Origin of the sequence: Hymenobacter algoricola (assembly GCF_039539525.1) — a bacterium.
Taxonomy (GTDB): domain Bacteria; phylum Bacteroidota; class Bacteroidia; order Cytophagales; family Hymenobacteraceae; genus Hymenobacter; species Hymenobacter algoricola.
The window spans coordinates 124,640-144,687 of sequence record NZ_BAABDH010000041.1 but is presented as its reverse complement, the minus strand read 5'-3'; the positions used below and the strand labels follow the sequence as shown (position 1 = coordinate 144,687).

Sequence of the window (20,048 nt, the reverse complement as noted above, 5' to 3'; positions counted from 1 at the left end):
CCCATTCTCCTATGCTATTTCGTTTCCGCTGGTCGTGGGGGCTGGCTGCGGCCGGTGCACTGACGCTGCTCGTGGCCGGCTGCCAGACCGAAACTGAGCCCGGCCCGGAGTCGGGCGCCGACTACTACCCGCTGGCCGTGGGTGACTACCGCATCTTTGCCGTCACCGACTCCAGCTGGCTGAACTTCCAGCGGCAGCCGGTGAGCTCGTTTCAGTTCCGCGAGCGGGTCGACGAGCAGATTACCGACGCCAGCGGGCAGCCGGCCTACCGGATTGTGCGCTCCCGCCGCCTGCTGCCCACCGACCTGTGGCGCGACGACAGCGTGCTGGTACTCAGCGCGACGGCCACCAACGTGCAGCTCGTGCGCAACAACCGGCGGACCGTGGAGCTGGTGTTTCCGGTGCGGGCCGACCGGGCCTGGAACCGCGACGCCTTTAATGCCCGGGATACGGTGGTAGCCGAAAACCGCCGCTACCAGCGCGTGGGCCAACCCTTCACGGCCCAGGCGGGCAGCCAGACCTTCCGCTACGAGCGCACGGTAACCACCGACGACATCGAGGATGTAAACCTGGACGACGGCCTCTACAACGTGGCCAAGTACCGGCAGGTGTACGCCCAGGGCAGCGGCCCGGTGCAGCGGGTGCGGCGGCGGCTGGAGTTCTGCAACGGCGGCAACTGCACGCCCGACCCCACCCGCATCTTTAAGGGCCGGGTGCGGGTGGAAACCCTGCTGGAAAAAGGGCATACCCCGTAAGTCTGCTGCCGGCAGTGCAGCCAAGAGGATGGACCAATTACAACCAAAAGCGCGGCCCGGGACTTTCCCGGGCCGCGCTTTTTGGGGGTCGGGGCCGGGGCAGCGAAAAGGTGGGCGCCCCCGGCCAGTGCGGGGGCAAATTCGTATCTTGCCGTACGTCCACCTCTACTCGTATCCATGCGCTTTTCTTACCTTCTCCTTCTGGCCGGACTCTGCGCCGGCGTCAGCCCGGCCCGGGCCGCGTCGGATCCCGTGACCGGAACCCCAGCCCGGGCCATACCCACCGTGCGCCGGCACCTGATTTATTTCACCAACAAGACCGGTACCCCGTTCAGCCTGAGTCAGCCCGGGGCGTTTCTCTCGGCCCGGGCCCTGCAGCGGCGCACCCGCCAGGGCATTGCCCTCAAGCCCCGCGACCTGCCGGTAAACCCCGCCTACGTGGCCCAGGTGAAAGCCGTGGCCGGCACCCGGCTGTGGTACACCTCCCGCTGGTTTAATGCCGCCATCGTGTCCTGCGACTCCACTACCCTGGCCCAGATCCGCACGCTGAGCTGCGTGCAGGGTGCCCAGACCCTGAACCGCGGCCAGGGCGGGCCGCGCCAGCCCGAGAAGGAGCCGGTAGCGCCCGCCGAGCGGCCCAGCAGTGCTCCCGCCGACTACGGCATTGCCTACAACCAGGCCCAGATGATCGGGGCCGTAACTATGCACAACGCCAACTTCCGCGGCGAGGGCATGCAGATTGCCGTCTTCGACGCCGGCTTTCCGAGCGTAAACCAGATGGCCGTCTTTGCGCCCCTGCTGCAGGAGCAGCGCCTGATCAGCACGTTCAACGTGGTCGATAAGAACACGGACGTGTTCCAGCGCAACGATCACGGCACGCTGTGCCTGTCGACGCTGGCGGGCAACCAGCCCGGCGTATTCATCGGCACGGCGCCCAAGGCCTCGTACCGGCTGTTCATCACCGAGGACATCGGCTCGGAGCATCCCGTGGAAGAAGCCAACTGGCTGGTGGCGGCCGAGTACGCCGACTCGGCCGGGGTGGACGTCATCAGCTCGTCGCTGGGCTACAGCACCTTCGACGTGCCCTCCGCCAACTACACCTACGCCGATATGAACGGGCGCACGGCCATTTCGACGCGGGCCGCCACGGTGGCCGCCCGGGTGGGCATGCTGGTGGTCAACAGCGCGGGCAACGAAGGCAACTCTGCCTGGCGCTACATCACGGCCCCTGCCGATGCCGACTCCATCCTGACGGTGGGCGCCGTAACGGCCCAGCGCAACCACGCCGCCTTCAGCTCCTACGGCCCCTCCGCCGACGGCCGCATCAAGCCCAACGTGGTGGCCCAGGGGCAGCAGGCCGCCCTCGTCTATCCGACGGGGCCGGGCTACGGCAGCGGCACTTCCTTTTCCTGCCCCATTATGGCGGGCATGGCCACCGCCTTCTGGCAGTCGTCGCCCACGCTGGGGGTACAGCAGGTTATCCAGTTCCTGCAGCGCTCAGGCTCTTTGGCAGCCAATCCGAACAACACGCTGGGCTATGGCATTCCCAACTTCGTGACGGCCTATAACCTGGCCAACCCCAGCACCCCGCTGGCTGCGGCCAGCGCCCTGCCGGCCGCCGAGGCCCTGGCCGTGTACCCCAACCCCAGCCGGGAGGAAGCCCTGTTTCTGCACCTGAGCCCGGCTTTCCGGGGCACGCCGCTCAGGGTGCGCCTCTTTGACGCCCGCGGTACGCTGGTTCGGGAGCTGCAGCTGGCCCCGGCCGGGGCCGCGGAGGTGCGCCTGCCGGCGCTGCCGCTGGCCAAGGGCATCTATACCTGCCTGGTCAGCTCCGGCAAAGCTCAGCAAACGGTCCGGCTGGTGAAGCTCTAAGCCCCAAGCGCGGTGCCCAAACCAAAAGGGAGGAAGCCGGTCCGCCGGGTTTCTCCCTTTTTTAGTTTTTATTGGTAATTATTCCAACCATATTAGTGTTGGCAAAGAGCTGAACCCAGCTTCATTTCCTTTATTCCGCACTTTTTTACTTTCCGGCAGCATGTTGCAACTCATGATTACTAAACGGATTGGCCGCCGCCAGTTCCACTTCACGGTGCAGGGGCCGAATCTGCACGAGGTCGTCGCCGAGTACGACCGGCTCAGCTTTCCCGACGTGGCCGCCTGTGGCCTGTGCGGCTCCGACAACCTGGACCTGTCGTCGCGCCTGGCCCAGGACAAGTTCAAGTACACCTCCGTCAAGTGCCTCGACTGCCGCGGCGACGTGACCTTCGGCAAAACCCAGAAGGACGACCAGACCTACTTCCTGCGCAAAAAAGACAACGGCGAGCTGGACTGGCAGGCCTGGAAAAAGCCCGTGGAGGGCAAGTAGCCCGCCCCGCGGGCGCCGCCGCCAAAAGCCCTTTGTCCCGCCCGGGCAAAGGGCTTTTGGCTTTTCCCCGAGGCTTGGCCGAACACGGTGGGTGGCGGCGGCCGGGGCGCGGCGCAACAGGCGTAGCGGGCCGCTGACGCGGGGCGCGCGGGAAAAAAGGCTGGTCGAATCCGGGTTGGGCTATACCAAAACCTGCTTGCCAAAGCGTTACCTTCGCCGTATGAACTCGTCCCGACGCATGGCCCCGCTGCTGGCTCCCTCCCTGCTGGCTGCCGACTTTGGCAACCTTCAATCCGAAACTGAGCGCCTGGGCGCCAGCGCCGCCGACTGGCTGCACTGCGACGTGATGGATGGCCGCTTCGTGCCCAATATCTCCTTTGGCATTCCCGTGCTGCAGGCCATTCACCGCCACGCCCGGCAGCCGCTCGACGTGCACCTGATGATTGAGGAGCCCCAGCACTACCTGGCCGCCTTCCGCGACGCGGGCGCCGCCAACCTGACCGTGCACTACGAGGCCTGCCCCCACCTGCACCGCGTGATTCAGCAGATCAAGGCCCTGGGCTGCCGCGCCGGCGTGGCCCTGAACCCGCACACGCCCGTGGCCGTGCTGACCGATATTGCCGCCGACCTGGACCTGGTCTGCGTGATGTCGGTGAATCCGGGCTTCGGCGGGCAGTCGTTTATTCCCAACACCCTGCGCAAGGTGGCCGCGCTCAAGGAGCTGCTGGTCGACAACGGCTCCGCGGCGCTGATTCAGATCGACGGGGGCGTGAGCCTCGACAATGCCAGCGCCCTGGTGGAAGCCGGCGCCGACGTGCTGGTGGCCGGCAGCTTCGTCTTTAACTCCGCCGATCCGGTACAAACCCTGGCCGACCTGCGGGCTCACCTACTGGCCACCGCCGCCCAAGAGCAACGCTGATGCCGCACCGCTACCGACGGATTCTGGCCGCCCGCCTGGGCTGGCTGACCCTGTGTTTGATGATCTTGGGCCTGCCCGCCGCCCAAGCCCAGCAGGCCGCCCGCATCCTGGTGACGGGCACCGTGCGCGACGCCGCCGGCCAGCCGCTGGAGCTGGTCGGGGTGGGCATTGAAGGGCAGCCCGGGGGGACCAGCACCGATAGCCGGGGCCGGTTTGCCCTGAGCGTGGCCCGGCCTGTGAGCGGCCGGGCCCCGGTGCTGGTGGCCCGCCGCCTGGGCTTTGTGGCCGTGCGCCAGCCGCTGGATCTGGACCGCGGGCAGGAGCTGAGCCTGACGCTGGCCGCCGACAACCAGGCGCTGAAAAACGTGACCGTGCGCGGCCGCAACGAGGATGCCAGCACCCGCGAGCAGGTCAGCATCACCCGCATCGACCCGCGCTCGGTGAAGGAGCTGCCCTCGGCCTTCGGCGACTTCAACAAGATTCTGACTACGCTGCCCGGCGTGGTAGCCAACAACGAGCTGACCAGCACCTACTCGGTGCGCGGGGGCAACTACGACGAAAACCTGGTCTACGTCAATGGTATCGAGGTGTACCGGCCGTTCCTGATTACGGCTTCCCAGCAGGAGGGCCTGAGCTTTGTGAATCCGGACCTGGTGGGCAAAATCGAGTTTTCCAGCGGGGGCTGGCAGCCCAAGTACGGCGACAAGCTCTCCTCGGTGCTCAGCATCGACTATAAGAAGCCCGCCCAGTTCGGCGGCTCGGCCACGGCCAGCCTGGTGGGCGGCACGATGCACGTGGAGGCCACCTCGCCCAACAAGCGGGTAAGCTACCTGGCCGGTATCCGCTACAAGAACGCCAGCTACGTGCTGCGGTCGTTGCGGGCGCAGCGCGGCGACTACAACCCGACTTTCTACGACGCGCAGGTGTACGTTACCGCCGCCTTGGGCCCCCGGGACGATAGGGAGCGCACCAGCCTGAGCCTGCTGACCAGCGTAGCCCACAACGACTACCGGCTGACGCCCGAATCGGGGCAGGTCACGTTCAGCACGGCCACCAACCAGGTGTCGCGGCTCTTTGTTCAGTACGACGGCTACGAGCGGATGCAGTACGACACTTACCAGAGCGGGCTGAGTTTGAAGCACAACTTCACCAGCACCCTGCAGGGCGAGCTGCTGGGCGGGGCCATGTTCTCCCGGGAGCTGGAATACCGCGACGTGGAAGCCCGCTACAGCTTTGCCGAAATCAACCGCGACCCGAAGTCGCCCGACTTCAACCAGGCCGTGCGCCAGCGCGACGTGGGCTCCCGCTTCGACAACTCGCGCAACTACCTCACGGCCCGGGTTTTTAACCTCGAAGGCCGGGGCCGCTGGACGCCGGGCTCGCGCCACTCCGTGCGCTGGGGCGCCAAAGCCGGCCGCGAGCAGCTCCAGGACCAGCTCAACGAGTACAGCTTCGCCGACTCGGCCGGCTTCGTGCCCGACTACCGCCGCACCCGCCTGCTGACGGACCTGGACCTGACCAGCTTCCGCTACCAGGGCTACGCCCAGCACACCGTCGAGCTGGACTCGCTGCAGACCCTGACCTACGGCGTACGCGCCAACTACTGGTCGGTGAACGGGCAGCTCACCATCAGTCCGCGGCTGCAGTATTCGTTTACCCCGCGCCGGCACCCGAACCTGTCGTACAAGCTGGCCACGGGCGTGTACTACCAGCCCCCGTTCTACCGGGAGCTGCGCGACCAGAACAGCGGCACCCGCGCCACGCCCCAGAGCGTGCTGGTGCAGCAGCCCACGCTCAACGCCGAGCTGCGCGCCCAACGCTCCCTGCACTTCATTGCCGGCACCGAGCTGCGCTTCCGGCAGTGGGAGCGGCCCTTCAAGCTCAGCAGCGAGGTGTACTATAAATACCTCACCGACGTGATTCCCTACGACGTGGACAACGTGCGGCTGCGCTACTTTGCCAAGAACAACGCCACGGCCTACGCCGCCGGCCTCGACGCGCGGGTCAGCGGCGAGTTTGTGAAAGGCTCCGAGTCGTGGTTCAGCCTGGGCGTGCTCACCACCCGCGAAAACGTGGCCGGCGACTTCACCGTGCTGCGCAACGCCCAAAACGACTCCATTGGCTTTGCCGAGAAAGGCTACATCCGCCGCCCGGCCGACCAGCGGCTGAACTTCGGCATCTTCTTCCAGGACCAACTGCCCAATAACCCCACCGTGAAAGGCTACGTGAACCTGGTCTTCGGCACCGGGCTGCCGTTCAGCATTCCCGGCAACCAGGAGCTGCGCGGCACCTCGGCCCTGACGCGCTCCTACAAGCGTGTCGACCTGGGCTTTTCCAAGATCCTGTTCGTGGCCAACCGCTCCGAAGCCGCGCGCCGGCCCGGCCAGCTCGAAAGCCTGTGGCTGGGGCTGGAAATCCTCAACGTGCTGGACGCCAACAACGTGGCGGGCTACAGCTACGTGCAGGACGTGAACGGGCGCACCTATGCCGTGCCCAACTACCTGTCTCAGCGCATCATCAACCTGCGGGCCATTGCCCGGTTCTGACGAACCCGGCAGATGGAAGAAGCTGACAGCAAAAAAGGCCCGCAACGAAACAGTTGCGGGCCTTTTTGTGGGCGGGCCGGACGACGGGCGGCGCCGGGCTTCAACATCAGTAGGCCTTGCTTTGCCACTCCGTCAGGGCCAGGCGCATGCCGGGGAGCTGGGTTTTGAAGTTCGTGTCGCGCTTTTCGCCCAGCTTGATGGCCTTGCGCCCTACCTCGATGGCGGTGCCGAAGTCCTGCTGGGAAGCCAGCAGGCGGGCTTTGATCCAGGTGTTGGTGTAGGCTTCCTTCAGACGGATGGACTCGTTGATGTAGCGCAGGGCCCGCTCCGACTCCAGGTTGTTGAGCACCAGGTAGTCGGCGGCCTGGGCCAGCAGCTGCCAGTTCTGAGGCTGGGCCGCAATCGTTTTTTCGATGGTGGCCAGCACCTTGGTGTGCACGTCGGTGGTGACCAGCACGCTTACCGTACGCTTTTCCCAGGTCAGGTTCAGGCGGGCGCTGGCCGGCTTGAGCTCCGAAAACCAGTACAGCAGGCTCTCGTGCAGGGGAGCCGTTTCGGGGGCGGCCTTCAGGCGCAGCTGGTCGTCCTTGGCCTCGTAGCCCTCGGCGCCCCAGTGGGTCGTTACGCGGTTGAGTACCACTTCCCAGTCCTGGGTTTCGTGGGGCACCACGTAGAAGGAGTAGCGCCCGGCCGGCACCGACTGGCCGTTCAGAATCACCGGGTCGGCAAAGGCCAGGATGGTATTCTCGTTGGCCCCGGCCCGCCACACCTGGTCGTAGGGCACGAGCGCGCCCCAGATGGCGCGGCCCTTCACGCTGGGCGAGTGGTAGTCGACGGTGATGTCGGTCAGGCCCACGGTCTGCTGCACCACGGCGTGCGGACTGGCCTGGGGTAGGGGCAGCTGCTGCTGCTCGGCGTAGGACTGAGCCTGGGCGCTGGAACCACCCAGCAGCAGGCCGAAGCACAGGCCGCTGGCCAGCAGCAGGGAAGAAAACCGGAGAGGATGCATAGACAAGGAGTGTGCGCGCCAAAACGGAGCGTGGCGCCGGTACCCGAAACAATGGTGCCAGAAAGCTGGTTGGCAATCCAACCCAGGGGCGAAGATCGGGCTTTTGAATATTTTTTCTCCGTAAACTTTTGTTCCGGATTCCCCGCTTGTACATTTGCCCAGCAATTCGCCTCCATGACCTTCGTCGCGCCCCTTTTCCGCACCCGCCCCCAAGCCGCCGCCCCCACCGTGGGCGTTGCCGCTGGCTGGCTGCGCGCGGCGCACCATCATGTGCACGGCCACCATTCCTCTTTGTAGAGGAATGAACGCAGCATATCGTCCCCGTGGGGCCTGCCGCTAGTCGGTGGCCCGGCCGCCCAGCAAGGCGGCCCGACCGCTGTTTGCCCGCTTTCGGGCGCCGCGCCGGTCTTTCTCCCGTAACCCAGTCTTCCCATCCCCGAAGGGTCCGCTCGTCCGCCGCCAGGCCCGGGCCTCCTTCTTTTCTTACCCCCCCCCCAGAATTCCATGATCCGTTTAGCCATTCAGAAGTCGGGCCGCCTGAGCGAAGATTCCCTCAATCTCATTCGGGAGTGCGGTATTTCCTTTGTCAGCAGCACCTACAAGCTCAAAACCGAAGCCACCAACTTCCCCCTCGAAATCCTGTTTCTGCGCGACGACGACATTCCCGGCTACGTGCAGGACGGCGTGGCCGACCTGGGTATTGTGGGCCAGAACGTGCTGGTGGAAGCGGGCTTCCCGGCCCTGGAAGTCGAAACGCTGGGCTTCAGCAAGTGCCGCCTGTCGCTGGCCGTGCTCCGCAACGAAGCCTACAGCTCGGTAGCCGACCTGCAGGGGAAGAACATTGCCACCTCGTACCCCCAGATTCTGGGCCGCTACCTGGCCGGCGAAGGCGTGCAGGCCCACCTGCACACCATCAGCGGCTCGGTCGAAATTGCCCCCAGCATCGGGCTGGCCGACGCCATCTGCGACATCGTTTCCTCGGGCTCCACGCTGCTGGGCAACGGCCTGCGCGAAGTGGAAACCGTGTTCCGCTCCGAGGCCGTGCTGATTGCCAACCAGAGTCTGCCGGCCGAAAAGCAGGAGCTGCTGGCCCAGCTGCAGTTCCGCATGCAGGCCGTGCGCCGGGCCCGCCGCAACAAGTACATTCTGCTGAATGCCCCCGTGGCCGCCCTCGACGCGGTGAAGGCCCTGCTGCCCGGCATCAAGTCGCCCACGGTGACGCCGCTGGCCGAGCAGGGCTGGGTGTCGGTGCAGTCGGTGGTGAACGAGGACGACTTCTGGCACATCACCGGCCAGCTTAAAGCCGTGGGCGCGGAAGGCATCCTGGTGCTCCCGATTGAGAAAATGATTTCCTGAAGCAGCCAGCAGCCGGGAGTCAGGAGCTGGCCCCTGGGCTTGCAGGTCCCGACTTATCAGGCGAGCACCACTTCCGACTGCCAGCTTCTCGCCCCTAACTTCGCCAACCCGATGCAGATCTTTCACTATCCTTCGCAACCCGAATGGGCCGCCCTGCAGCAGCGCGCGGCCGCCCAGCAGGCCCCCGACGTGGAGCAGCGCGTAGCGCAGATATTCGCCGACGTGCGCCAGCGCGGCGACGCAGCCCTGCTCGAATACGCCCAGACTTTTGACGGGGCCGACCTGCGCGCCGGCCTGCGCGTGACGCCCGCCGAGCTGGAGGCCGCCGTGGGCCAGGTACCTTCCGCGCTGCAGACGGCCATCCGCCAGGCCCACGCCAACATCCGCCGCTTTCACGAGGCCCAGCGCCCGGCGGAGGAGAAAGTGGAAACCATGCCGGGCGTGCTGTGCTGGCGGCGGGCCGTGCCGGTGCAGCGCGTCGGGCTCTACGTGCCCGGCGGCACGGCGCCCTTGTTCAGCACCCTGCTGATGCTGGGCGTGCCGGCCCGGCTGGCTGGCTGCCCCGAAGTGGTGCTGTGCACGCCGCCCCGCCCCGACGGCTCGGTGAATCCGGTTATCCTGTTCACGGCCCAGCTGCTCAACATCACCACCATCATCAAAGCCGGCGGGGCCCAGGCCGTGGCCGCGCTGAGCGGGGGCACGGAATCGGTGCCGGCCGTAGACAAGATCTTCGGGCCCGGCAACCGCTACGTGACGGCTGCCAAGCAGCTGGCGACCCGCTACGGCGTGGCCATCGACATGCCCGCGGGCCCCTCGGAAGTCTTGGTTATTGCCGATGAGTCGGCCAACCCGGTTTTCGTGGCCGCCGACTTGCTTAGCCAGGCCGAGCACGGCCCCGACTCGCAGGTGATTCTGCTGTCCGACTCGCTGGCGGTTATCGAGGCCACCCAGGCCGAAGTGGCGCGGCAGCTGGCTACACTGCCCCGGGCCGCGGTGGCCACGCGGGCCCTGGACGAGAGCCGCGCCATTCTGTTGCGCACGCCGGAGGAAATGCTGTTCTTCTCCAATCAGTACGCGCCCGAGCATTTGATTCTGGCCGTACAGAACCCGGAGCAGCTGGCCGAGGGCGTCACCAGCGCCGGCTCGGTGTTTCTGGGCCACCTGACCCCCGAAGCCGCCGGCGACTACGCCTCGGGCACCAACCACACGCTGCCCACCAACGGCTACGCCCGCAACTATAGCGGCGTGTCGCTGGACTCGTTCCTGAAGAAAATCACCTATCAGCGCATCACCGCCGCCGGGCTGCAGCATATCGGCGCCATCGTGGAAACCATGGCCGAAGCCGAAGGTCTCAGCGCCCACGCCCGCGCCATCACGCTGCGGCTGGAGTCGTTGGCGGCCGGATAAAAGCGACTCAGCAGCCAGCCCCGGCCCCAAGAACAGGTTAATCAGATAAGCAATCAGCGCCCGGGCGGCGTTATCAGCCCCACCTCAGTTATGGATTTAGAAAGTCTCGTTCGCCCCAATATCCGCGCCATGAAGCCGTACTCGTCGGCCCGGGATGAGTTCCAGGGCGACGCCCGGGTGATGCTCGACGCCAACGAAAACAGCCTGGGCAGCGCCGGCCCCGAGCAGTTCAACCGCTACCCCGACCCGCACCAGCGGGCCGTGAAAGCGGCACTAGCCACCCTAAAGGGGGTAGCCCCCGGGCAGATTTTTCTGGGCAACGGCTCCGACGAAGCCATCGACCTGCTTGTGCGCCTGACCTGTGTGCCCGGCCAGGACCGCATCCTGATTCTGCCGCCTACCTACGGCATGTACGAGGTAGCGGCCCACCTGAACGATGTGCACCTTGAGCGCCTGCCGCTCACGGCCGATTTCCAGATTTCGGCCGAGGCCACGGCGCAGATTCTGGCTTCGGAAGCCAAGCTGGTCTGGCTGTGCTCGCCGAATAACCCCACCGGCAACCTGCTGCACGCGGCGGCCATCGAGCAGATTCTGCGCGGCTTCCGCGGCCTGGTGGTGGTAGATGAGGCCTACGCCGACTTTGCCGCCGCCCCGAGCTGGACTACCCGCCTGGCGGAATTCCCGAACCTGGTCGTGCTGCAGACCTTTTCCAAGGCCTGGGGGCTGGCCGGCCTGCGGCTGGGCATGGCCTTCGCCTCGCCCGCCATCATCGGCTACCTCAACAAGATCAAGCCGCCGTACAACGTGTCGGAGGCCACCCAGCAGCACGCGCTGGCGGCCCTGCACGATGCGCCCCGCTTCGAGCAGCTGCGCCACCAGCTGCTCGCCGGCCGCGACTGGCTGGCCGCACGGCTCCCGGCCCTGGCCATCGTGGCGGAAGTATTTCCCTCGGATGCCAATTTCCTGCTCGTGCGCTTCCGCCCCGACGCGACGGCCGTGTACGACTACCTGCTGGCGCGGGGCATCGTGGTGCGCAACCGTACCACCCAGCCCGGCTGCGCCGGCACGCTCCGCCTGACGGTGGGCACCGCCGCCGAGAATGAGCAGCTGCTGCAGGCGCTGCGGGATTACAAGTAAAACGAAACGCACTGCCCGCGGCCCTAACCCGGCGCCGGGCCCATAAGCACCCCATGAAAAAAGTACTCTTCATCGACCGGGACGGCACCATCCTGATTGAGCCGCCGACGGATTTCCAGGTCGACGCCCTGACCCGGGAAAAATTTCAGTTCGTACCCGGCGCCATCAGCGGCCTGGCCCGCATTGCCCGCGAGCTGGACTACGAGCTGGTGCTGGTCAGCAATCAGGACGGCCTGGGCACGGCCAGCTTCCCGGAAAAAACCTTCTGGCCCGCCCACACGATGATGCTCGACGTGCTGCGCGCGGAAGGAGTGGAGTTCGTGCGCGAGCACATCGACCGCAGCTTCCCCCACGACAACCTGCCCACCCGCAAGCCCGGCATCGGCATGCTCGGGCAGTACCGGGAAGCCGGCCGCTACGATCTGGTGCACTCCTTTGTAATTGGCGACCGAATCACCGACGTGGAGCTGGCCCAGAACCTGGGCTGCCAGTCGATCCTGATCCGGGCGGAAGCCGACGAGCGCGCCGCGCTTAGTACCACGAGTTGGGAAGCTATATACCAATTCCTGCGCCTGCCCGCCCGCACGGCAGTAGTACAACGCGACACGAATGAAACCAAGATCCGCATCGAGCTGAACCTCGACGGCGCGGGCCGCCCCCAGATGCGCACCGGCCTGGGCTTCTTCGACCACATGCTCGACCAGCTCAGCAAGCACTCGGGCGTGGATATGAAGATCGACGTGCAGGGCGACCTGCACATCGACGAGCACCACACCATCGAGGACACGGCCATTGCCCTGGGCGAAGCCTTCACCCAGGCCCTGGGCGACAAGCGCGGCCTGGCCCGCTACGGGTTCCTGCTGCCCATGGATGACGTGCTGGCCCAGGCCGCCATCGACTTTTCGGGTCGCCCCTGGCTGGTGTGGGAGGCGGAGTTCAAGCGCGAGCGGGTAGGGGATATGCCCTGCGAAATGTTCTACCATTTCTTCAAGAGCTTTTCCGACGCCGCCCGCTGCAACCTCAACATCAAAGCCGAAGGGCAGAACGAGCACCATAAGATCGAAGCCGTTTTCAAAGCCGTAGCCAAAGCCATTAAAATGGCCCTGGTGCGCGACGCGGGGAAGATGGAAATCCCGAGCACGAAGGGTATTCTATAAGGTCAAGGCCTGTTACCCAAATGTTATAACATTTGGGTAACAGGCCTTGACTGTCTGGATTAGTCTGCTCAGGCTCCTTCCGAGGCAAACAGCGAGGAGCAGGAAATGAAAAAGAGTATTTTACAAATGAGTAAACATTTCATATTGCTCAAATGAATATAGCAGTCGTAGACTACAAGGGCGGCAACGTGCAGTCGGTGCTCTTTGCCCTGGAGCGGCTCGGGGTCCAGGCCACGCTCACGGCCGACCACGACACCATTCGCCGGGCCGACAAGGTGCTGTTTCCCGGCGAGGGCGAAGCCTCCTCCGCCATGCAGGAGCTGCGGGCCCAGGGCCTCGACCAGCTGCTGCCCACGCTCAGGCAGCCTTTTCTGGGAATCTGTCTGGGAATGCAGCTGCTGGGCCAGCACAGCGAGGAGAACGATGCCCGGATGCTGGGCATTCTGCCCTTCAACGTGCGGCGCTTTCCCGAAGCTGCGGGGCTGAAGGTGCCCCATATGGGGTGGAACAACCTGCAGCAGCTGCGCTCCCCGCTGTTTGCCGGCCTGCGCGAAGAAGACTACGTGTACTTTGTGCACAGCTACTATGCCCCGGTCGGGGAGTACACCATTGCCGAGGCCGCGTATCCGGCCCCGTTTAGCGCGGCCGTGCAGCACGAGAACTTCTACGCCGTACAGTTCCACACCGAGAAGAGCGGCCCGGTCGGCACGCGTATTCTGGAGAACTTCCTCACCCTCTAGCCGCCTCTGGCTCCCCGGGCTTTTCTTTCGCGTCCCACTACCCCCCCCATGGAAATAATACCCGCCATCGACCTGATCAACGGCCAGTGCGTGCGCCTGACCGAAGGCGACTTCACCCAGCAAACCACGTATGACGCCGACCCGCTGGCCGTGGCCCAGCGCTTCGAGCAGCACGGGGTGCGGCGCCTGCACCTGGTCGACCTCGACGGGGCCCGGGCCCGGCAACCGGTGAACCTGCCGGTGCTGGAGCGCATTGCCCGCCACACGGGGCTGATGATTGACTTCGGCGGCGGGCTGCAAAGCCCGGCAGCGCTGCAGCAGGCCTTCGACGCCGGCGCGGCCCAGATTACGGCCGGCAGCATTGCCGTGCGCGAACCGGAGCTGGTCCAAACCTGGCTGCAGCAGTTCGGCGCCGACCGGATTCTGCTGGGCGCCGATTTTCGCGACAACCACATTGCCATCAACGCCTGGGCCGAGCAGTCGGAGCGCACGCTGGCCGAGTTTATCGGCCAGTACCTGCAGGCCGGGGCTACCACGTTTATCTGCACCGATGTCAGCAAGGACGGCAAGCTGCAGGGCCCTTCGCTGGCCACGTATGCGCAGCTGCGCACCGGGCTGCCCGCCGCCCGCCTGATTGCCAGCGGGGGCGTAACCACCCTTGCCGACGTGGAGGCGCTGGCCGCTATCGGCATGCACGGGGCCATCATCGGCAAGGCCATCTACGAAGGCACCATCACGCTCGACGAGCTGCAGCCCTGGCTGTAAGCAGGAGTAGTGGATAGCCAATCCGCCCGCCGGCGCCCTGGCTAATGCTCAGCCGCTGCCTAAAAACCAAAAACGACAAACCAACAACCACATGCTGACCAAACGCATCATTCCCTGCCTCGACATCAAGGATGGCCGCACCGTGAAGGGCGTGCGCTTTGAGGGACTGCGCGACGCCGGCGACCCGGTAGCGCTGGCCGCCCGCTACGCCCGTGAGGGCGCCGACGAGCTGGTGTTTCTTGATATCACCGCCACCAACCAGAAGCGCACCACCCTGGTGGCGCTGGTGCGCGACGTGGCCCGGGAGCTGGATATTCCCTTTACCGTGGGGGGGGGCATCGGCACGGTGCAGGACGTGGAGGCGCTGCTGCTCAACGGGGCCGACAAGGTCAGCCTCAACTCGGCGGTGCTGGCCCGGCCGGCGCTGATTGAGGAACTGGCCCGCCGCTTCGGCAGCCAGTGCATCGTGGTGGCCGCCGACACGCGCTACAACGATGCCGACGGCTGGCAGATCTACACCCGGGCCGGCACAAACAACACCGGCCGCGACGCGGTGCAGTGGTGCCGGGAGGCCGCCGACCGGGGCGCGGGCGAGATTCTGCTGACCAGCATGAGCAACGACGGCACCAAGGACGGCTTCGCCCTGGATATCACCGGGGCCGTGAGCCGGGCCGTATCGGTGCCGGTGGTGGCCTCGGGTGGGGCCGGCTCGATGCAGGACTTTACCCACGTCTTTGAGCAGGCCCAGGCCGATGCGGGCCTGGCAGCCAGCATCTTTCACTTCGGCGAAATCGGTATCCGGGAGCTGAAGGAGCACCTGCGCCGGGACGGGATTCCGGTGCGCCTGTAGGAACCGGTTTTTGGTTGATGGCTTCTGGTTTTGGGCCCGTTCACACGGGGTGTGCCAATCCGGGACTGCAGCCAACTACCAAAAATCATTAACCAAGAACCATTATGGAGCTGGACTTTGCAAAAATGGATGACCTGCTGCCCGCCGTGGTGCAGGATGCCGATACGGGTCAGGTGCTGATGCTGGGCTACGTGAACGAGGAAGCCTGGCAGAAAACCCGGCAGGAGGGCCGCGTGACCTTCTTTTCCCGCTCCAAAAACCGTCTCTGGACCAAGGGCGAAACCTCCGGCAACTTTCTGACCGTGGTGAGCCTGCACCCCGACTGCGACGGTGACGCGGTGCTGATCCGGGCCCGGCCCGACGGCCCGACCTGCCACCGGGGCACGACCAGCTGCTTCGAGCAGCCCGGGCAAACAGCCTATCCGGCCGCGCCCGTGGGCTTCATTGCCGAGCTGGAACGCCTGGTGCAGCGCCGCCGCGACTTTCCGCAGGAGGAGCCTAATTCCTACACGGCATCCTTGTTTCGGAAGGGCATGCCCAAGATTGCCCAGAAGGTGGGCGAGGAAGCGGTCGAAACCGTAATTGATGCCGTGGGCGGCAACGTGGAGGGGCTCAAAGGCGAGGCCGCTGATCTGCTGTATCACCTGCTGGTGCTGCTGGCCGCCTCCCAGCTTACCCTGGAGCAGGTCGTGGCCGTGCTGCGCGAGCGGCACACCACTATTTCGGCCGGCATGCGGCGGCCGTAAGGGGCGCAACTAGGGAAGTGGGGTGCTTAACCAAGCGGGCCCCGGGAGTAGCCAGGGTTGTCTGGTGGTCCCGGGGCCCGCTTGGTTACTGACGCCTGATTTTACCAGCGGTAGCCGGCCTGCAGACCAAAAACGGGGTTGAGGTCCAGATGACGGCGGGGCTGGGCTACAAACGCATAATCAGCGTACTGCACCAGGTCGAAGCCCAGAAACGTGTCCAGCAGAAAGCGGGGGCCAACGGCCCATTGCCGGCCGGCGCGCAGCTGGGGCTGAAGCTGCACCTGGCTACGGACAATGGCCGCGGCCGAATCCGGCCGCACCCGGGCGTGCGAATAGACTCCGGCCAGCCCGGCGCCGGCGTACCAGCCGAGCAGCGCGGGTTTCTGCCCCTGAAAATAGTAGCGCAGCTGCGCCCCGGCCGTCAGCCGGTTCTGCTGCTGGGTATACGAGTCACTCGTCACGCCGGTGCTGGTCAACCTGACGTTATAGGCGTGCCGGGTGGCGCGGGCCGAGTACCCGGCGCTGGCTTGCACGCTCAGGCGGGGCCGCAGCTGCGATTCGTAGCTCAGCGTGGGGAGCAGGCCGCTGGACGAGGTCTGCCCGCCCAGCTTCAGACTGTGCGGGCGCCTGGTCATCGTCGTATCAGGCTGGATGGGCTGGGCCGCGGCCGGCAGGGCTCCGAGCAGCAGCGCGCCGAGAAAGAAAGTAGTCATGGCGTAAAACGGATAAGGTGGTTGAGAATCGGGGACAGTATTGCAGCGGGAGCTAGTACCCGGGTGCTTTTGAACTGCTGAACGGCCACTTCTTTACGCAAGTATTTCTCTGCGCAAGTATTCTCCGACTCTGCCATCAGCATCTTATCCGTATCATCGTCAACCCCAACCCCTGGCTCGCCCGTAGGCCCAGGAACTTAAAACCGGTAGCCGAGCTGAAAGCCCGCGGCGGGAGTGGCTATCCAGGGGCGCCGGCCGGAGGAAAGCTGGCCCGGGGTCTTATTCATATCCAGGCCCACGTAGGTATCGAGCAGGAAACGCTGGCCCAGGGCCCATTGCCGGCCCAGACGCAGCTGGGGCTGCAGCATCAGGCTCTGGGTGGTGGTGCCGGCGGGCTGGGTATCGGAGCTTAAGAAGGCATAGGTATAGGTCGTGCTGAGCCCCAGGCCGGCATACCAGCCAACCAGGGCCGGGGTGTGGCGCTGGAAGTAGTAGCGGGCCTGCACCTGCCCCGTCACCCGCCGCTCCCGGTGCGAAGAGGAGAAGCTGGTGACGGTGTTGTCGTCGTTGACCAGGCTATAGCTGTTGCGCCAGGTCGAGCCGTAGTAGCTCGCGCTGGTTTGCAGGCTTAGATGCCGGCCTAGGGTCCATTCGTAGCCCAGCGTGGGCAATGTCCCCGCATAGTTGGAGGAGTGCAGCCCCAGCTTGAGGCTATGGTGGCGCCCCGGCCGGGCCGTGGTCGTATCGGGCTGGGTAGTGCCAGCCACTACGGGCAGCGTGCCGAAGCAGAACAGCAGCGCAACAGCGGATTTTCTCATCTGCATAAAAAGGAGGGAGTAGGTAAGGAATGATAGAGGGGCTCTGCTGCTATAGAGCCGGCAGCCCGCGGCCGGGTTGCCTGCCGGGGTCAACAAATTCGGTTTGCCGGCCCGGACGGGGAAATAGTTGCTACTTTGCGCCCCGATTTCAGCCTGTTTATGTCCGATAATTCTGCTTACCTGGCCCTCCAGTCCCTGACCGTCCTGGTGCCGGTCTACAACGAGGAAGAAAGTCTGCGCCAGTTCGTGGTGGAGATGAGCCGGTTTCTGGCCCAGACCCCGGTGGCTACCACCGTGCTCTTCGTCAACGACGGCAGCACCGACGGCTCGCTGCCTATCCTGCGCGACATCTGCCGCCACGATGCCCGCTACGAGTTCATCTCCCTGAGGCAGAACCGCGGGCTGAGTACGGCCATCAAGGCCGGGGTAGACCAGTGCCGCAGCACGCTGATTGGCTACATCGACTCCGACATCCAGACTTCGCCGCTGGATTTGCTGCGCTTCTTCGAGTTTTTCCCCCAGTACGATATGGTCAACGGCATCCGGGCCAAGCGCCAGGATACGCTGGTCAAGAAGCTCTCGTCCAGGCTGGCCAACACCGTGCGCCGCACCCTGATCAACGACGGCATTCAGGATACGGGCTGTCCGCTCAAGATTCTGAAGGTGGAGTATGCCCGCCGGCTGCCGCTCTTCCACGGGATGCACCGCTTTCTGGGCGCCCTGGTGCAGCTGCAGGGCGGCCAGGTCAAGCAGATTGCCGTGCAGCACTTCCCGCGCTTTGCCGGCACGGCCAAATATAACCTCTGGAACCGCGCCTGGAAGCCCCTGGTGGATACGTTCGGCTTCCGCTGGATTCGCAGCCGCTGGAAGAACTACGAAATCGGGGAGGACCACCGCTCGGCGGCGGCCGGCCGCTAAGGAATGAGAACGGAGACAATTGCGCTGGGCATTGGCCTGGTGTCGCAGCTGCTGTTTTCCAGTCGCATTGTGCTGCAATGGGTGCAGAGTGAGCGGGCCCAGCGGGTGCTGGTGCCCACGCTGTTCTGGCAGATCAGCCTGATATCCTCGTTTCTGATGATTATCTACGGCATGCTGCGCCACGACCCGATCATCCTGCTGGCCCAGCTCATTAGCTACGCCATCTACATCCGCAACCTGCAGCTGCTGGGGGAATGGCATAAGCTGAACGCCTGGTTTCGGGCCGCTGCCTACGTATTTCCGCTGGCCATGCTGGGTTGGTTTGTGGCCGGCAACCAGCATTTTAGTCTGCAGGGAATGCTGAATTCCCGTATTCCCGGGGGCTGGCTGCTGCTGGGAGCCGTCGGTCAGGTCGTGTTCCTGCTGCGCTTTGTCTACCAGTGGATTTACTCCGAGCGCAAAGGCGAGTCGGTGCTGCCGCTGCACTTCTGGGTGGTCAGCCTCGTGGGCTCCGTGCTGATTCTGCTTTACGCCAGCCTGCGCGTCGATGCCGTGCTGATCCTGGGCAACGTCTTCGGCACCGTGGTGTATGCCCGTAACATCGTACTGCTGCGCAAAGAGCCGCCGCGGGTAAGCTAGCTTTTAGGCTGTTGTTTACAAGGCCGCGGCTGGTTGGGCTGCGGCCGGCAGGGTAGGCTGAGATGGGTGCTGCTCATCCAGCCAGGCCACAAACTGCCGGATACCTGCGGCCAGCGTTGTCTGGGGAGCATAGCCCAGCAGCTGCTCGGCCTTGCGGATGTCGGCGTAGGTCACGTCCACGTCGCCGGCCTGCATTGGGTGGAACGCCAGTTGTGGCTCCCGGCCCACGGCCTGTCCAATCGTTCGGATAAGGTCCAGTAGTTGGACGGGGCGCTTATTGCCCAGATTAATGGTTTCGTACACCTGTTCGTGGCCGAGCAGGTAGTCGATGCCCCGGCCGATGCCGTCCACGGTATCCAGCACGAAGGTGTAGTCGCGGGCGGTGGTTCCGTCCCCAAAGACCGGAATTGGCTGGCCGGCGCGCAGCAGCTGCACAAATTTGTGTATCGCCAGGTCCGGGCGTTGCCGGGGGCCATACACGGTAAAGAAGCGCGCGTTCAGCACGTTCAGCTGATACAGATGGTGGTAGGTATAGGTCAGCTGCTCGCAGGCCAGCTTGCTGGCGGCATAAGGGGAAATGCAGGCCTGCAGCAGGGGCATGTCCTCCCGGAAGGGCAATTCGCGGGTGTTGCCGTACACGGAAGAAGAGGAAGCCAGAAACAGCTTCCCGATGCCCCGCAGCCGCATCCACTCCAGTAGTTGAGCGGTGCCTACCACGTTGGCCTCCAGATACGCAATCGGTTGGCGCACGGAAGGGCCTACGCCGGCTTTGGCAGCCAGGTGTACTACCAGGTCCAGGCGCTCGGCGGGCAGCGCATCGGCCAGGGCTTCGGCACCCTGATGCAAGTCCAGTTCGTGAAACGAAAACAGGGGGTGGGTCGCGAAGCCAGCCATGTTCTGCTCCTTGATAGTCCGGTCGTAGAATGGATCGAAGTTGTCAAGGCCGCTCACGCGGTGTCCCTGGGAAAGAAGCTGCTCGCACAAATGAGACCCAATAAACCCCGCGCAGCCGGTAACCAGAATCGAAGCCATAGACAGAGCGAGGAAGAACGAAAAAAGCAGCCAGGAGTGGCCGCCGGCGGATAAGCAAGGCAATAAAGATAAGATGAAAAGCCGTCAGTCGTTTGAAATGACCATTTCCAAGCTTAACATAATACTTCTATGCTGTAAGCAGTCGAATAATCAATTCCGTCGGAAAGGGGTAGTGGTTC

Annotated in this window: 19 protein-coding genes; 15 read left to right on the top strand and 4 right to left on the bottom strand. The window is 64.8% G+C overall.

All coding sequences use genetic code 11. The annotated features are described in order from the left end of the window. Positions 1-11 precede the first annotated feature (11 nt). The 5 genes from ABD842_RS13180 (at position 12) to ABD842_RS13160 (ending at position 6,582) form a co-directional block, all read left to right on the top strand. On the top strand, positions 12-755 hold the full coding sequence (locus ABD842_RS13180) for a hypothetical protein (protein ID WP_345114631.1): 744 nt from the start codon (positions 12-14) through the stop codon (positions 753-755). Between the two features lie 252 nt (positions 756-1,007). Further along, positions 1,008-2,627, top strand: a complete 1,620-nt coding sequence (locus tag ABD842_RS13175) for a S8 family serine peptidase (RefSeq protein ID WP_345114628.1) — start codon at positions 1,008-1,010, stop codon at positions 2,625-2,627. Positions 2,628-2,799: 172 nt separating this feature from the next. Continuing rightward, the gene (locus ABD842_RS13170) at positions 2,800-3,117 is read left to right on the top strand and encodes a hypothetical protein (RefSeq protein WP_345114625.1); all 318 of its coding nucleotides are present in this window, start codon (positions 2,800-2,802) and stop codon (positions 3,115-3,117) included. Positions 3,118-3,355: 238 nt separating this feature from the next. Then, positions 3,356-4,036: a ribulose-phosphate 3-epimerase gene (rpe, locus tag ABD842_RS13165; protein WP_345114877.1), complete on the top strand. Its 681-nt coding sequence runs from the start codon at positions 3,356-3,358 to the stop codon at positions 4,034-4,036. Beyond that, on the top strand, positions 4,036-6,582 hold the full coding sequence (locus tag ABD842_RS13160) for a TonB-dependent receptor (protein WP_345114622.1): 2,547 nt from the start codon (positions 4,036-4,038) through the stop codon (positions 6,580-6,582). The genes rpe and ABD842_RS13160 overlap by 1 nt, the downstream gene beginning before the upstream one ends. Positions 6,583-6,688: 106 nt before the next feature. Here the strand turns inward: ABD842_RS13160 and ABD842_RS13155 are convergent, their stop codons facing one another. Next, entirely contained in the window at positions 6,689-7,591 is a 903-nt protein-coding gene (locus tag ABD842_RS13155) for a DUF2911 domain-containing protein (RefSeq protein ID WP_345114619.1), read from the bottom strand. A 504-nt stretch (positions 7,592-8,095) separates the two neighbouring features. Here ABD842_RS13155 and hisG point away from each other — a divergent pair. The 8 genes from hisG to hisIE all read left to right on the top strand — a co-directional run bounded on the left by hisG (position 8,096) and on the right by hisIE (position 15,749). Continuing rightward, positions 8,096-8,947, top strand: a complete 852-nt coding sequence (gene hisG / locus ABD842_RS13150; protein ID WP_345114616.1) for an ATP phosphoribosyltransferase — start codon at positions 8,096-8,098, stop codon at positions 8,945-8,947. Between the two features lie 111 nt (positions 8,948-9,058). Next, entirely contained in the window at positions 9,059-10,354 is a 1,296-nt protein-coding gene (gene hisD, locus ABD842_RS13145) for a histidinol dehydrogenase (RefSeq protein WP_345114613.1), read from the top strand. Positions 10,355-10,444: 90 nt separating this feature from the next. Further along, positions 10,445-11,491: a histidinol-phosphate transaminase gene (gene hisC, locus ABD842_RS13140; protein WP_345114610.1), complete on the top strand. Its 1,047-nt coding sequence runs from the start codon at positions 10,445-10,447 to the stop codon at positions 11,489-11,491. A 53-nt stretch (positions 11,492-11,544) separates the two neighbouring features. Then, on the top strand, positions 11,545-12,648 hold the full coding sequence (hisB, locus tag ABD842_RS13135; RefSeq protein WP_345114607.1) for a bifunctional histidinol-phosphatase/imidazoleglycerol-phosphate dehydratase HisB: 1,104 nt from the start codon (positions 11,545-11,547) through the stop codon (positions 12,646-12,648). 152 nt (positions 12,649-12,800) lie between these two features. Further along, on the top strand, positions 12,801-13,388 hold the full coding sequence (gene hisH, locus ABD842_RS13130) for an imidazole glycerol phosphate synthase subunit HisH (RefSeq protein WP_345114604.1): 588 nt from the start codon (positions 12,801-12,803) through the stop codon (positions 13,386-13,388). A 48-nt stretch (positions 13,389-13,436) separates the two neighbouring features. Continuing rightward, the gene (hisA, locus tag ABD842_RS13125) at positions 13,437-14,153 is read left to right on the top strand and encodes a 1-(5-phosphoribosyl)-5-[(5-phosphoribosylamino)methylideneamino]imidazole-4-carboxamide isomerase (protein ID WP_345114601.1); all 717 of its coding nucleotides are present in this window, start codon (positions 13,437-13,439) and stop codon (positions 14,151-14,153) included. Positions 14,154-14,244: 91 nt separating this feature from the next. Next, positions 14,245-15,003: an imidazole glycerol phosphate synthase subunit HisF gene (hisF, locus tag ABD842_RS13120; RefSeq protein WP_345114598.1), complete on the top strand. Its 759-nt coding sequence runs from the start codon at positions 14,245-14,247 to the stop codon at positions 15,001-15,003. Positions 15,004-15,107: 104 nt separating this feature from the next. After that, positions 15,108-15,749 (top strand): bifunctional phosphoribosyl-AMP cyclohydrolase/phosphoribosyl-ATP diphosphatase HisIE, encoded by a 642-nt coding sequence (gene hisIE, locus ABD842_RS13115; RefSeq protein WP_345114595.1) that lies wholly within the window; start codon positions 15,108-15,110, stop codon positions 15,747-15,749. A 101-nt stretch (positions 15,750-15,850) separates the two neighbouring features. Here hisIE and ABD842_RS13110 read toward each other — a convergent pair whose 3' ends face one another. Next, complete coding sequence (locus tag ABD842_RS13110; protein WP_345114592.1) at positions 15,851-16,462, bottom strand: hypothetical protein; 612 nt, start codon at positions 16,460-16,462, stop codon at positions 15,851-15,853. 197 nt (positions 16,463-16,659) lie between these two features. Further along, entirely contained in the window at positions 16,660-17,280 is a 621-nt protein-coding gene (locus ABD842_RS13105; protein WP_345114589.1) for a DUF3575 domain-containing protein, read from the bottom strand. Positions 17,281-17,439: 159 nt separating this feature from the next. On the opposite strand from ABD842_RS13105, the gene ABD842_RS13100 reads away from it, so the two are divergent. Then, complete coding sequence (locus ABD842_RS13100; protein ID WP_345114586.1) at positions 17,440-18,198, top strand: glycosyltransferase; 759 nt, start codon at positions 17,440-17,442, stop codon at positions 18,196-18,198. 3 nt (positions 18,199-18,201) lie between these two features. Continuing rightward, on the top strand, positions 18,202-18,837 hold the full coding sequence (locus ABD842_RS13095; protein WP_345114583.1) for a lipid-A-disaccharide synthase N-terminal domain-containing protein: 636 nt from the start codon (positions 18,202-18,204) through the stop codon (positions 18,835-18,837). A 15-nt stretch (positions 18,838-18,852) separates the two neighbouring features. On the opposite strand, the gene ABD842_RS13090 is transcribed toward ABD842_RS13095, so the two are convergent. Continuing rightward, complete coding sequence (locus tag ABD842_RS13090; RefSeq protein WP_345114580.1) at positions 18,853-19,869, bottom strand: GDP-mannose 4,6-dehydratase; 1,017 nt, start codon at positions 19,867-19,869, stop codon at positions 18,853-18,855. Positions 19,870-20,048: the final 179 nt, after the last annotated feature.

Excerpts from the sequence above, each read along its gene's own strand:
- hisG (WP_345114616.1), top strand. The coding sequence starts at position 8,096 with ATGATCCGTTTAGCCATTCAGAAGTCGGGCCGCCTGAGCGAAGATTCC.
- rpe (WP_345114877.1), top strand. The coding sequence starts at position 3,356 with ATGGCCCCGCTGCTGGCTCCCTCCCTGCTGGCTGCCGACTTTGGCAAC.
- ABD842_RS13100 (WP_345114586.1), top strand. The coding sequence starts at position 17,440 with ATGTCCGATAATTCTGCTTACCTGGCCCTCCAGTCCCTGACCGTCCTG.
- ABD842_RS13160 (WP_345114622.1), top strand. The coding sequence starts at position 4,036 with ATGCCGCACCGCTACCGACGGATTCTGGCCGCCCGCCTGGGCTGGCTG.
- hisA (WP_345114601.1), top strand. The coding sequence starts at position 13,437 with ATGGAAATAATACCCGCCATCGACCTGATCAACGGCCAGTGCGTGCGC.
- hisB (WP_345114607.1), top strand. The coding sequence starts at position 11,545 with ATGAAAAAAGTACTCTTCATCGACCGGGACGGCACCATCCTGATTGAG.
- ABD842_RS13170 (WP_345114625.1), top strand. The coding sequence starts at position 2,800 with ATGATTACTAAACGGATTGGCCGCCGCCAGTTCCACTTCACGGTGCAG.
- hisD (WP_345114613.1), top strand. The coding sequence starts at position 9,059 with ATGCAGATCTTTCACTATCCTTCGCAACCCGAATGGGCCGCCCTGCAG.
- ABD842_RS13095 (WP_345114583.1), top strand. The coding sequence starts at position 18,202 with ATGAGAACGGAGACAATTGCGCTGGGCATTGGCCTGGTGTCGCAGCTG.
- hisIE (WP_345114595.1), top strand. The coding sequence starts at position 15,108 with ATGGAGCTGGACTTTGCAAAAATGGATGACCTGCTGCCCGCCGTGGTG.
- hisF (WP_345114598.1), top strand. The coding sequence starts at position 14,245 with ATGCTGACCAAACGCATCATTCCCTGCCTCGACATCAAGGATGGCCGC.
- hisC (WP_345114610.1), top strand. The coding sequence starts at position 10,445 with ATGGATTTAGAAAGTCTCGTTCGCCCCAATATCCGCGCCATGAAGCCG.
- hisH (WP_345114604.1), top strand. The coding sequence starts at position 12,801 with ATGAATATAGCAGTCGTAGACTACAAGGGCGGCAACGTGCAGTCGGTG.
- ABD842_RS13090 (WP_345114580.1), bottom strand. The coding sequence starts at position 19,869 with ATGGCTTCGATTCTGGTTACCGGCTGCGCGGGGTTTATTGGGTCTCAT.
- ABD842_RS13155 (WP_345114619.1), bottom strand. The coding sequence starts at position 7,591 with ATGCATCCTCTCCGGTTTTCTTCCCTGCTGCTGGCCAGCGGCCTGTGC.
- ABD842_RS13110 (WP_345114592.1), bottom strand. The coding sequence starts at position 16,462 with ATGACTACTTTCTTTCTCGGCGCGCTGCTGCTCGGAGCCCTGCCGGCC.
- ABD842_RS13180 (WP_345114631.1), top strand. The coding sequence starts at position 12 with ATGCTATTTCGTTTCCGCTGGTCGTGGGGGCTGGCTGCGGCCGGTGCA.
- ABD842_RS13105 (WP_345114589.1), bottom strand. The coding sequence starts at position 17,280 with ATGAGAAAATCCGCTGTTGCGCTGCTGTTCTGCTTCGGCACGCTGCCC.